The following is a 12,009-nucleotide window of genomic DNA, read 5'->3' as shown; positions in this document are numbered from 1 at the left end:
ATTTTCATGAACACCAACGCTAACGGCGCTGTCGGGTCAATTCAAACTTTTAGCTTGGATGAGCGGGGGAAATTGCTTATAAAGGTCTCACTGCTCGATAGGTTTCTTGCCTGTATGAAACCTGCCTCAATAACTTAACGCCCGCTTCGTGCGGGCGTTTTTTTTTTGACCTTGCGGTTCCCAATTCCTACGGTGTGTTGATCCGCAGAGCCTCAATCTGGATGTCACCTGATCGGCGTCAGATGTCTGCGCGCAGGCTCTTTTTTTGAGCTGTTTCTTGCAACTTTCACGCGGTGATTGCCGTTTCCTTTGCAGGTGCAGCATGCCACAGTTGCACCAATCAGGTTTTGCACAGGAAGGGAAGAGCAAGATGACGTTGAGCGGCAAATGTGCGGTGATTACCGGGTCGAATTCCGGTATTGGTCTTGGGGTTGCGCGGGAGATGGCGCGTGCCGGGGCGGATGTGGTTCTGAACTCCTTTACCGACCGCGATGAGGACCATGCGCTGGCCGCCGAGATCGCTGCCGAGTTCGGCGTTGAGGCGCGTTATATTCAGGCAGATATGTCCGATGCGGAGGCCTGTCGCGCTCTGATCACCACATCCGGTCGCTGCGACATCCTGATCAATAATGCGGGTATCCAGCATGTGGCGCCAGTGGATGAGTTTCCGGTCGACAAGTGGAACGCAATCCTTGCCATCAACCTGTCGTCAGCCTTTCACACCGCCGCTGCGGCCCTGCCGATGATGCGCAGCGCAGGCTGGGGCCGGGTGATCAATATCGCCTCGGCGCATGGGCTGACAGCCTCTCCCTATAAATCGGCATATGTTGCGGCCAAACATGGCGTTGTCGGTCTGACCAAGACGCTGGCCCTGGAAACCGCAGAGGAGCCGATCACCGCCAATGCGATCTGCCCGGGCTATGTGCTGACCCCGCTGGTGGAGGCGCAGATCCCCGATACGATGGAAAAATACAATATGGGCCGGGAAGAGGTGATCAAGAAAGTGATGCTGGAACGCCAGCCCTCGCGCGAGTTTGCAACGGTTGAACAGCTGGGCGGCACGGCGGTGTTTCTGTGTTCCGATGCGGCGGCACAGATGACAGGCACCACCCTGAGCGTCGATGGTGGCTGGACCGCGCTGTAGTCGCGACGCGGATGTGGAGAGGGGGCCAGCCCCCTCTTGCCCCACCTGGGGCAATTCACCCCCGGAGTATTTTGGGAAAGGTGAAAAGCGAAATGCGCAGGTCCGGACCTGCGTCGCCGGTCAGGAGATAAAGTGTGACAAAGCGGATAAATCTGGCCTTGCAGGGCGGCGGTGCGCATGGGGCGTTTACCTGGGGTGTTCTGGACCGGCTATTGGAGTGTGAGGATCTGGAGATTGCTGCCATCACCGGCACCTCTGCCGGAGCGCTCAACGGGGCTGCGTTGAAATCCGGGCTGGTTCATGGCGGTCCTGCCGGTGCGCGCGCCTGTCTCGATCAGCTTTGGCAGCGGATGGGAGCGGTCGGCGATCTGCGCTTTGCCCATTGGCTGGCGGGGCTTGATGCGGCGCCTTTGCTCGGAGCGCTGGACTGGATCGCGCCGTATTCCCCGCGTGAGGCGATGGGGCAGATCCTGTCGCCTTACAGCTACGGGCCGTTTTATCGCAATCCGTTGACGCCTGTCGTGGAGGCGTTCAATTTTGCCGAGGTCTGCGCGGATCAGGGGCCGCAGCTGTTTATCTGCGCCACTTCGGTGCGCAGTGGAAAGGTGCGGGTTTTTTCCGGTGACGAGGTCACAACCGATGCCATTCTTGCCTCGGCCTGCCTGCCCAACCTGTTTCAGGCGATTGAGATAGAGGACCCCAAGACCGGGCGTCTGGAACCATATTGGGACGGCGGCTATACCGGCAATCCGGCGCTGTTTCCGCTGTATCGGCCTGAGCTGCCGTCGGATGTGGTGATTGTCAGCATCAACCCGCTGGAGCGCGATGAGCTGCCGCGGACGCCGCAGCAGATCCAGAACCGGGTTAATGAAATCAGCTTCAATTCCTCGCTGCTGCGTGAGTTGCGGGCGATCTCCTTTGTTCAGCGGCTGTTGGCCGACGGGCATCTGGAGCCGGGACAAATGAAGCGGGTGCTGGTGCATATGATCGCTGATGATGATCTGATGCGGCAGCTATCGGTCAATACCAAGCTGATCCCGATCCCGCAGATCCTGGCAAAGCTGAAGGCGGCAGGCCGGGCCGCAGCGGAGGGCTTTCTGGAACAGGATTGCGCCGCGATCGGCGTCTCATCGACAGTGGATCTGGCCGAGATGTTTGGCTAAATGCGGCCGCCCGTCAAGGAAACGGCCGGGGCTTAAGCGGAGGCTTAATCTGCGCTGGGGTTGACAGGTTTGGTCGGATCCTTGGCGTTCGGATAGACAAGCCCGGCGGAAATCACCAGTTTTGCAGCTTCTTCCACGCTCATATCCAGCATGATGACGTCTTCTTCGGGGAAGAACAGCAGAAAGCCGGAGGTCGGGTTCGGCGTTGTCGGCACGAAGATCGACAGAAGGTTGCCGCCGGTTTCAGCGCGGTCGGCCACCTCGCCCTTGGCCGTGGTGGAGACAAAGCCGATCGCCCAGATGCCGCGGCGGGGATACTGGATCAGGCAGGCGGTATCAAAGCTGCGCTCGGTCTGGGCAAACACGGTTTCCGAGATCTGCTTGATCCCGGAGTAGATCGAGCGCACCACCGGCATGCGATCCACCAGGCTCTCGGCAAAGCCGATGAGCGAACGGCCTATGATCCCCTTGGCGATCCAGCCAACCACAATGGTGAACAGCAAGAAGATAATCAGCCCGACGCCACGCAGGTTGATCCCGATATACTGTTCTGGCCGCACGGTATGCGGCACCAGCGGCAGCACAACCCCGTCGATCCAGCCCATCACGGTCCATAGCAGCCAGATGGTCAAGCCAACCGGGGCAATGACCACGATGCCGGTAAAGAAGGACGACCGCAGCCGGGCAAAAAGGCCGGGGCGGCGGGGGGTGGTTTCGTCGTCGAAGGGCGTGGTCATCTGTGCGTTTCACCAAAGAGGAACGTAAGGAAGCTAGGCAGGGAACTGCGCAACCGCAATGGGCAGCTGCGCAGAAAGACCTTTTATTGCTTCAAGTTGACCAATTCCTTGGCGATTTCCGCTGCGAGACGGGCATTGTTGCGCACCAGGGCAATATTGGCCTTGAGCGAGCGGCCCTCGGTCAGCTCAAAAATACGCTGCAGCAGGAAGGGGGTTACATCCTTGCCGCTGATGCCTTCCGCGTCCGCTTCGGACTGGGCCTGGGCCAGAACCGGGGCCAGATCCTCGGCTGCGATCTGGTCTGCTGCCGGGATCGGGTTCGCGATCAGCTGGCCACCGGGCAGCTCCATCGCCTGACGGGTGGCATGGGCACGGGCGATCTCTGCGGCGCTGTCCATGCGCAGGGGGGCGGCCAGATCCGAGGTTGAGGACCAGAACGCAGGGAAGCTGTCCTGACCATAGGCGATGACCGGCACGCCTTGGGTTTCCAGCACCTCGAGCGTCTTCGGGATGTCGAGGATCGCCTTGGCGCCTGCGGCGACCACGGTTACCGGGGTCTGGGCCAGCTCCATAAGGTCGGCGGAAATGTCAAAGCTGGTCTCGGCGCCTTTGTGGACACCGCCGATGCCACCGGTGGCAAAGACGCTGATCCCGGCCAGCCGTGCGGCAATCATGGTGGCTGCGACGGTTGTTGCCCCGGTGCCGCCTGTGGCGATACAGGCCGGCATATCCGCGCGCGAGATCTTGGCGACGTTCTTTGCCTGGCCAAGCGCCTGCAGCTGATCGGGTTCAAGGCCGATGTGCAGCACGCCCTCGATCACGGCCATGGTGGCAGGCACCGCGCCTGCGGCGCGAATGTCGTCTTCGACCTGAGCGGCGACTTCGACGTTCTGCGGATAGGGCATGCCATGGGTGATGATGGTGCTTTCAAGCGCAACGATGGCCTGGCCGGAGTCGCGGGCGGCGGCGACTTCGGCGGAAAATGTCATATTGATCAAAGGGGTGGTTCTCCTGAAACATAGGTGGCAGCGGCTTTCAATGCCGACGCAAGGGAGGTTTCGCGGTCTTCGCCGCGGGCCTCGGCCGCGATATGAGCGGCCATGAAAGTGTCACCGGCGCCGGTGACGCGCGCCACGGTCACGCGCGGCGGGGCCTGGGTGATCAGGCCGTTGTGGTCGGCTTCGGTGGCGGTGCTGCCACCATCGGTGACCAGTACCCGCGCTGCGCCGCGATCCAGCATGGCGCGGGCGGCGGTGGCGCTGTCGGTGAAGTCGTCCTGACAGAGCAGGCCGGCCTCTTCGAGGTTCACATAGAGCGTGCCACAGCTGCGCAGCAGAAAGGGGCGCAGGCGTTCGGCCTTGCCCGGAGAGGCGGGCGCGACGCGCAGATCCGCCTTGGCAAAGATCGGGTCGGCAGTGATGTCGTCCAGCAGCGACAGCGTCAGATTGCCATCAAGCGCGACGGGACCGGTATAGGGCGTTTCCGCACTGCCAAGAGTACCATCGCTAAGCGGTCGCAGGATCTTGGCACCTGCGGCTTCAAGCGAATGGGCATCGGCGATCGCGGCAATCAGACCGTTGGCACCTTCGACGGCCATATAGCGGTCGGTGGGCAGATCTTCCGAGCGGTAGAGATGATCGGTGATAAGGCCGAGATGGGCACAGGCATGGACCAGCTCGTCGCCCTCCGGGTCGCGCCCGATTGCGCTGAGCAGGGCCGGACGCAGACCAAAGCGGGCCAGTGTCATCGCGATATTCATCGCAACACCGCCGGGCAGGCGGCTGATACGTCCGGGCATATCGGATCCGCGCTGCATTTCAGCCGTGCAGCGGCCGATAATGTCCCAGAGGACGGAGCCAATGCAGAGGATGTCAGGCTGATCTGCGGCGGTGCCGTCGCCCAAGGGGGCCGGAGCCTCAGATCTAGGTGAAGCGGGAGAGTGCGGAACCTGTGTCATAAATCCCGTATTGCCGCGTTTTTCCCGCCCCCGCAAGGCGCAACCGATCTACGGAACGGCGAAAGTCAACGCCGCCCAATGGGTTTGCCAGAGCGGTATGGGGCCTCTTTTGGTAGCGCCATCATCGGACGCACCCGCCTCGGCGTCCAGACTGCGCAGCACCACGGCGTCGAGCAGGTAGACGTGACCGGATTTGACCGGGATCGTCGCCCGCCCTTGGGAATCGCTGCGGGTCAATGTGACAGCGACATTGCCATCTGGGCTGCGCTCGAACACTTCGATCTGGGCGTCGGGGCGCGCGGCCCCCTCGAACAGCAGCTCAACCGGCAGGCCAGCGGTGAGATCGTCGGTGTAGGGGTTGGCCCGCGCGACGAACTCCGTCAACAGACCGGTTGCGCGATCCGCCCCGGCGCCGTTGCCCACCGCAACCAGCGATTTGGCGTGGCGGGTATAGCGCTCTGCAAAGCCCGCATCCGGCAGGTTGCGGGCGGCATGGCGGGACTTGATGTCGGCGAAATCCTTATGGGCCGCAAATTTTGCGAACTCCTCCCAGGTCTTGTAGGTCAGCGTGTCCGGCGTGGTTTCGTGGACCACCACCAGCAGCCCCTCGGCCGGTGGCTCGAGCTGTAATGCCGGCATATCTCCCATCCGACCAGCGTAGGGATGGGCACCGAGCTGATCCCAGATCTCGAAGCGGGCGATATTGCGGTCGAAATACGCCAGGCGCGACCCGCTGAAGATCTGCCCGTTCCGCAGATCTGCCTGCACCGAGGCGCCTAATTTCACTTGATATTTTTCTGGCGCAATCCAAAACTCATGGGCAAGGGCGCGGCCGCCGATGATATTGGTGGCGAGCGTGAGCAGAATAAGAACAACAGGGTGGACAGAACGCATGGCGCAGATGGGACCTCTGGCTGGGACGCAGGATGACAGAGACGGGCAACGTGCGGCGTCGATGGAGGCTCCGGTGCGACGTCGTAGCCACGCCGGTCGCAGGCTCCCCCAGCTGAGCCGTCTGTTGCTGGTCTGGCTCTTCTGGAGCCTCTCCTACTCTAGTGTTTTTGCGCATGAAGTCACGCCGACGATTGCGGATTTTGAAATTGCCGACGGGCGGCTGAAGATGGACCTGCGTCTGAACGCCGAGGCATTTGTCGCAGGCATCGATCTTGATGGCGTGGACGATACGGATACCGTTGATCAGGCGCGGGACTATGACGACCTGCGCGGGCTTGGCCCGGATGAGCTGAAACCGATGGTTCAGGTCTTTGCCGAAGACTGGCTGCAGGCGCTGCGGATCGAGGCGGGTGGCGATATCGCACTGGAGGTGGTCGGGATCGAGATCCCGGAGCCGGGTGACGTCAGCCTGCCGCGCAGCAGCATCCTGCAGCTGTCGGGCGAGGTTCCCACCGGTGCACGCGGGCTGAAGATCGGCTGGCCCAAGGGATCAGGCGGTGTGGTGTTGCGTCAGAACGGTGTGGAAGGTCCTTATACCGGCTATCTGCAAGGCGGCGAGACCACGCCAACCATTCCGCTGTCCGGCGGGCTGGCCAAGACGCCAAGCGAGGCCTTCGTCGACTATGTGCCGGTCGGGTATACGCATATCCTGCCAAAGGGGCTGGATCATATTCTGTTTGTACTGGGGTTGTTCTTCTTCAGCACCCGGCTGCGGCCGCTGATATGGCAGATCAGTGCCTTTACCGTAGCGCATACAATCACGCTGGCGCTCGGGGCATTGGGGCTGGTGCATATCAACCCGGCCATAGTTGAGCCGCTGATCGCAGGATCCATCGTGTTTGTCGCGGTTGAGAATATCTTTGCCCGCAAGCTGCACAGCTGGCGCACTCTGGTGATCTTTGGCTTTGGCCTGTTGCACGGCTTGGGATTTGCCTCGGTGCTGGGCGAATTCGGCCTGCCTGAGGCGCAGTTTCTGCCGGCACTCCTGGGATTCAATGTTGGCGTTGAACTGGGGCAGCTGACCGTTGTCGGCGCGGCCTATGGGCTGCTGGGGTTCTGGTTCTGGCGGCATCCGAAATACCGCGGCCGGGTTGCCATCCCCGCCAGTTTCACCATCGCGCTGATCGGCGGATACTGGTGCGTGGAGCGTCTGTTCCTCTGACCGGCGGTGGCGCCGGTCAGCTTCGTTTCTGATATGTGGCCTTGGCCAGACAAAATGGGCGGTCTCAGCCTTCCATTGCGGCCATCAGCTGCCGCAGACTCGCCAGAGGATCTTCCTCGCGCCAGATCTCATCGCCGATACCGAAGAAATCAGTATAGGGTGCCAGATCACTGACCAGATCAACGGTCAGCCCGCCTTCGGCGACCACGGGCACTTCGATCATCTGCGACCACCATTCAAACAGGTCTTTCTGCGCCTGATTGCCATCGCCAAGCCCGGAGGTGCCAATCGGGCCAAAGCTGACGTAATCAGCGCCGGCTTCGGCGGCGGTCAGCCCGTCGTGGCGTGAGGCACCGCAGAAACTGCCGACAATGGCATCGGCGCCAAGCGCCTTGCGCGCGGCGCGCACTGGGCGGGCTGAATCGGAGAGATGCACGCCGTCAAGGCCGAGACGCTCGGCGAGGATCTGATGATCGGTGATCACAATCGCCACATCGCGGGCATGGGCGACAGCGCGCAGCGCATCGCCGGCACGGCTCAGTGTGTCCTCATCGCGGCTGGCCAGCTCCAGCCGGACGCAGGCGATCTCCACTTCATCCAGCACCCGCGCCAGCTGGTCGGGAAACCGGCCAAGCTCAAAACTGGGAGGTGTCGTCAGATAGATCTGCGGCGTTTCGGGGGCGTCAGCGGGGCTGTCCATCGGGAGGGCTCCTGTTCAGTGGTTGTCGGTGTTTAGCGCATCTGCCACTGGACGCAAGGATTTGGCGACATCCCGGGTGGGATATTTCCGTGTGATGCTACGCTCATTATGCGGGAATATAGCAGCGTTTGCACAGAAGTCCCGCGACCGAGCCTTGCCCATCAGGCCCGCGCCGATTAGAGCAGAGCAGATTTTTTGGAGAAACGGATGCCCAGCGACACCCCTCAACCCGCTTTTGTCCTCGTGCGCCCGCAGATGGGCGAGAATATCGGCGCCGCCGCCCGGGCGATGTGGAACTTCGGGCTGGACCGGATGCGCATCGTGGCCCCGCGCGATGGCTGGCCGAACCCCAAGGCGGTGGCCATGGCTTCTGGTGCTGGGCGGCTCTTGGATGAGGCGCAGCTGGCCGAAGATCTGGCAGGCGCCATCGCGGATTGCGATTTTGTCTTTGCGACGACGGCGCGCCCGCGTGAGCTGACCAAACCGGTCTACAGCCCCGAGGCGGCGATGAAGCTGGCTGCGGAGAAAATTGCAGCTGGCGAACGGGTGGCCGTGATGTTCGGACCCGAACGGGCGGGCCTTGAGAATGAGGACATCGCCCGAGCCAATGCCATCATATCGGTTCCGGTGAACCCGGATTTCGCCTCGCTCAACCTTGGTCAATGCGTCCTGCTCACCGCTTATGAATGGCGCAGGCAGGTGACTGAGGTGATGCCGGTTGTGACCGACCTTGGCAAATCGGATTGGGCCACTCATGGCGATGTTGATGCGCTGGTCAATCACTATGAGGAACGGCTGGACGAGGCTGGTTTCTTTTTTCCGCCGGACAAGGCCCCAAGCATGAAGACGGTGTTTCGCAACCTGTTCAGCCGGATGCCGCTGACCCGCGCCGATGTGCAGATGCTGCACGGGATCATGCGACAGATGGTCCGCTGGAAAGAAAAACGCGACTGAGACGCGACTTCGGGCCGATTTGCGCCATAGTCGCCCACTGGACGGGGTCGCGTCTGCGGCCTAGCTTGACGGGAAATTGGAAGAGGCAAGCATGAGCAAGCGCAGCATTTTCGAAGAGGTGTCCGGCAATGAGCCGCAGGAGCGCCCGCAGGCGCAACCGGGCGGCATCGACCGTGCCCGCCGTGGCGCAAGGGGGGCAATCCGCGCGTGGCTTGCAGTGCTCTTTGCGCTGGTGGTGGCAATGATCGTGGTGGGCGGGCTGACGCGCCTGACCGACAGCGGTCTGTCGATCACCGAATGGCGGCCGATCACCGGCGCGATCCCCCCCATGACCGAGGCAGACTGGCAGGCGGAGTTCGACAAATACAAGGAAATCGACCAGTGGCGCATTGCCAACCAATGGATGCAGCTGGCCGACTTCAAGGAAATCTACTGGTGGGAATGGGGCCATCGCCAACTGGGCCGCGTTATTGGTCTGGTCTGGGCGCTGGGGTTCCTAGGTTTTGCGCTGGCGCGGCAGATCCCGGTCGGCTGGACCGGACGTCTGGCGCTACTGGGTGTTCTGGGCGGCGTGCAGGGCGCGATCGGCTGGTGGATGGTGGAATCGGGTGTCACGCAGGGTGAAGGCATGACCTCGGTTGCCTCTTACCGGCTGGCGACGCATCTGGGGCTCGCCTTTGTCATTCTGGGGTTCATTTCCTGGTATATGTTCCTGCTGGGGCGCGAGGATCGCGATCTGATGCAGGCGCGTCGCGCCAAGGAGACCAAGCTGTTCGGCCTGTCGACCGGGCTATTGCATTTCAGCTTCTTGCAGATCCTTCTGGGCGCCCTGGTTGCCGGTATTGATGCGGGCCGTTCCTACACCGACTGGCCGCTGATGGGGGGGCAGATCCTGCCGCCGCAGCCCTTCATGCTGGAGCCACTCTGGACCAATTTCTTTGAAAACCCCGGCCTTGTGCAGTTCATTCACCGCGTCAGCGGATATCTCCTGTTGACCTTTGGCGTTGTTGTCTGGCTGCGGGGCAGGGGCAGCGCCCATCCGCGGACGCGCTTTGCCTTTAACGCGGTCTTTGCGGCGCTGCTGTTGCAAATGGTTCTGGGTATTGTCACCGTGCTCTATGCCGCACCCTGGCAGGTTGCGATCCTGCATCAGTTGATGGCTGTTTGCCTCTGGGTCCTGATCCTCAGGGCGCGGTATCTGTCGGGCTATCCGATTGCAACTTCGATTAAGGATCACTGAGAATGAGCGCATTTGACGATTTGATGGCCTATGAGCGTGACACCCAGGCGCTTGGCCAGATTGCCGGCCGTTTGGGCTGGGATCAGGAGACGATGATGCCGCGCGGTGCCGCGCCTCAGCGGGGCGAGGAAATGGCCGCCATCGAGGCTGTGCTGCACGCCCGCCGCTCTGATCCGCAGGTCGCTGACTGGCTGGAGCAGGCCGAGGCGCCCGATGAGATCGGTGCCGCCCAGCTGCGCGAGATCCGCCGCAGCTACGAGCGCGCCGTGAAAGTGCCCGGAGATCTCGCCAAACGTATCGCCCGCGTTACCTCCGAGGCGCAGGGCAAATGGGCGGCTGCCCGTGCCGCCGAGGATGTCGAAGCCTTCCTGCCCGTGCTGGAAGAGGTGGTTGCCCTGAAGCGCGACGAGGGGCAGGCACTCGCCGCCGGGGGCGATGTTTATGACGCGATGGTTGCGGATTATGAACACGGCACCACAGGGGCGGAAATTGCGACGCTGTTTGATGCCATGCGCCCGCGCCTGGTGGAGCTGCGCGCCCGCGTGCTGGACCGCCCCGCGCCCAAAGGCGTCAGCGGTCATTTCGATGCCGATAAACAGATGGCCCTGACCACCACGCTGGCCGAGACCTTCGGCTATCAGATGAGCCACGGCCGGGTCGACAAGGCGGTGCATCCCTTCTGTTCCGGCAGCGGGCTTGATGTGCGCGTCACCACCCGCACCAGCGATGAGGATCCGTTCAACTGCTTCTACTCGACCATCCATGAAGTGGGCCATGCCGCCTATGAACAGAACATTGACCATGCCTATCTGTTCACGCCGCTGGGGCGTGGCGTGTCGATGGGGGTGCACGAAAGCCAGAGCCGGATCTACGAGAACCAGCTGGGCCGCAGCCGTGCCTTCACCGGCTGGCTGTTCGATCAGATGGTGCTGCAGTTTGGTGATTTCGGCATTGCGGATGCTGATGCCTTCTATGCGGCCGTGAATGCGGTGCATAACGGCTATATCCGCACCGAGGCGGATGAGCTGCAATATAACCTGCATGTGATGATGCGGTTTGATCTGGAACGGGCGCTGATGTCCGGCGATTTGCAGGTTAAGGATCTGGAAGCAGCCTGGAACGACCGTTTTGCCGCTGATTTTGGCTATGCCGTTGATAAGCCATCCAACGGCTGCCTGCAGGACGTGCACTGGTCGGTGGGGCTGTTTGGATACTTCCCGACCTATTCGCTGGGCAATGTCTATGCCGGCTGTCTTTATGACGCGCTGCGTCAGGCAGTGCCGGATCTGGACGCGCAGCTGGCGACGGGTGATACCGTAGCGGCAACCAGCTGGCTGCGGGACAACCTGCAGACCCATGGCGGGTTGCGTAGCCCGGTCGAGACGATCACTCATGCTGCGGGCATGGCGCCCAGCCCGGAGCCGTTGCTGTCCTATCTGGAACAGAAGTTCGGCGCGCTCTACGGGCTGTAAGCGCGCATTGGTTCAAGATCCTGAGCAGTAATTCAAAGCCCTCGCCGGAAACTGGCGGGGGCTTATTTGTCTGTTCCGGCCGGAGTCCTGCCAGTCAGATCAGCGCCATCCGCTCGGCACGTTCGGGATCGGGGAAGGGGCGATAAAGCCCGAAATCAGCCGAGGCGATCAGCGCATTCACATTTGCGTAGAGCCGCTCGACATGCTCGTCCAATTCGCCCAGCACCCGAAACGCCTGATCCAGTTGGGTCATATTGGCGAATTCGATTTCCAGCAGGAAATCCCGGTGCTTGTCGCTGGCGAGGTTCAGCTTGCGGCGCAGCAGGCGCCAGCCCTGGATCACCTCACGCTCGCGCAGATAAGACATCCATTGGTCCACGGCGTTGGCAAAGGCAAGCGCCTTGGCCTCATGATGCAGGTCGATCGAGCAGTGATAGAGGTTCATGGTGCCTCCCTTCGCGATGGCGTTTGTGGGAGGAAGAATGACAGACACTGCTTAGGTTTTGATTAACGAAAACGCCACCCG

Annotated in this window: 12 protein-coding genes; 6 read left to right on the top strand and 6 right to left on the bottom strand. The window is 61.8% G+C overall.

The window, feature by feature from the left end; all coding sequences use genetic code 11:
* The first annotated feature begins 370 nt into the window (after positions 1-370).
* Complete coding sequence (locus VWZ87_RS06245) at positions 371-1,144, top strand: 3-hydroxybutyrate dehydrogenase (protein WP_044040917.1); 774 nt, start codon at positions 371-373, stop codon at positions 1,142-1,144.
* 134 nt (positions 1,145-1,278) lie between these two features.
* Complete coding sequence (locus VWZ87_RS06240) at positions 1,279-2,307, top strand: patatin-like phospholipase family protein (RefSeq protein WP_416535966.1); 1,029 nt, start codon at positions 1,279-1,281, stop codon at positions 2,305-2,307.
* Between the two features lie 44 nt (positions 2,308-2,351).
* Here VWZ87_RS06240 and VWZ87_RS06235 read toward each other — a convergent pair whose 3' ends face one another.
* The 4 genes from VWZ87_RS06235 to VWZ87_RS06220 form a co-directional block, all read right to left on the bottom strand.
* Positions 2,352-3,044, bottom strand: coding sequence for a DUF502 domain-containing protein (locus VWZ87_RS06235; RefSeq protein ID WP_340545515.1), 693 nt, complete (start codon positions 3,042-3,044; stop codon positions 2,352-2,354).
* A gap of 83 nt (positions 3,045-3,127) precedes the next feature.
* Entirely contained in the window at positions 3,128-4,042 is a 915-nt protein-coding gene (locus VWZ87_RS06230; RefSeq protein WP_416535965.1) for a pseudouridine-5'-phosphate glycosidase, read from the bottom strand.
* Positions 4,039-5,001: a PfkB family carbohydrate kinase gene (locus VWZ87_RS06225; RefSeq protein WP_416535964.1), complete on the bottom strand. Its 963-nt coding sequence runs from the start codon at positions 4,999-5,001 to the stop codon at positions 4,039-4,041. Before VWZ87_RS06225 ends, VWZ87_RS06230 begins: the two co-directional genes overlap by 4 nt.
* Positions 5,002-5,049: 48 nt before the next feature.
* On the bottom strand, positions 5,050-5,895 hold the full coding sequence (locus VWZ87_RS06220) for a DUF4198 domain-containing protein (protein ID WP_416535963.1): 846 nt from the start codon (positions 5,893-5,895) through the stop codon (positions 5,050-5,052).
* Here VWZ87_RS06220 and VWZ87_RS06215 point away from each other — a divergent pair.
* Positions 5,894-7,117 (top strand): HupE/UreJ family protein, encoded by a 1,224-nt coding sequence (locus VWZ87_RS06215; protein WP_416535962.1) that lies wholly within the window; start codon positions 5,894-5,896, stop codon positions 7,115-7,117. The two genes, VWZ87_RS06220 and VWZ87_RS06215, sit on opposite strands and share 2 nt — an antisense overlap.
* 64 nt (positions 7,118-7,181) lie before the next feature.
* Here VWZ87_RS06215 and VWZ87_RS06210 read toward each other — a convergent pair whose 3' ends face one another.
* Positions 7,182-7,817, bottom strand: coding sequence for a thiamine phosphate synthase (locus VWZ87_RS06210; protein WP_416535961.1), 636 nt, complete (start codon positions 7,815-7,817; stop codon positions 7,182-7,184).
* Between the two features lie 207 nt (positions 7,818-8,024).
* On the opposite strand from VWZ87_RS06210, the gene VWZ87_RS06205 reads away from it, so the two are divergent.
* The 3 genes from VWZ87_RS06205 to VWZ87_RS06195 all read left to right on the top strand — a co-directional run bounded on the left by VWZ87_RS06205 (position 8,025) and on the right by VWZ87_RS06195 (position 11,483).
* Positions 8,025-8,771 (top strand): RNA methyltransferase, encoded by a 747-nt coding sequence (locus VWZ87_RS06205; protein ID WP_340545521.1) that lies wholly within the window; start codon positions 8,025-8,027, stop codon positions 8,769-8,771.
* A gap of 91 nt (positions 8,772-8,862) precedes the next feature.
* Entirely contained in the window at positions 8,863-10,011 is a 1,149-nt protein-coding gene (gene ctaA, locus VWZ87_RS06200; protein WP_416535960.1) for a heme A synthase, read from the top strand.
* A gap of 2 nt (positions 10,012-10,013) precedes the next feature.
* Positions 10,014-11,483, top strand: coding sequence for a carboxypeptidase M32 (locus tag VWZ87_RS06195; protein ID WP_416535959.1), 1,470 nt, complete (start codon positions 10,014-10,016; stop codon positions 11,481-11,483).
* Between the two features lie 94 nt (positions 11,484-11,577).
* Here VWZ87_RS06195 and VWZ87_RS06190 read toward each other — a convergent pair whose 3' ends face one another.
* Positions 11,578-11,928, bottom strand: coding sequence for a DUF6614 family protein (locus VWZ87_RS06190; protein WP_340545524.1), 351 nt, complete (start codon positions 11,926-11,928; stop codon positions 11,578-11,580).
* Between the last annotated feature and the right edge of the window lie 81 nt (positions 11,929-12,009).

The sequence above is a fragment of the Phaeobacter sp. JH20_37 genome, from assembly GCF_048056015.1.
GTDB lineage: Bacteria > Pseudomonadota > Alphaproteobacteria > Rhodobacterales > Rhodobacteraceae > Phaeobacter > Phaeobacter bryozoorum.
Note: the sequence above shows the minus strand (reverse complement) of the source record. Positions and strands in the feature narration are given on the sequence as shown.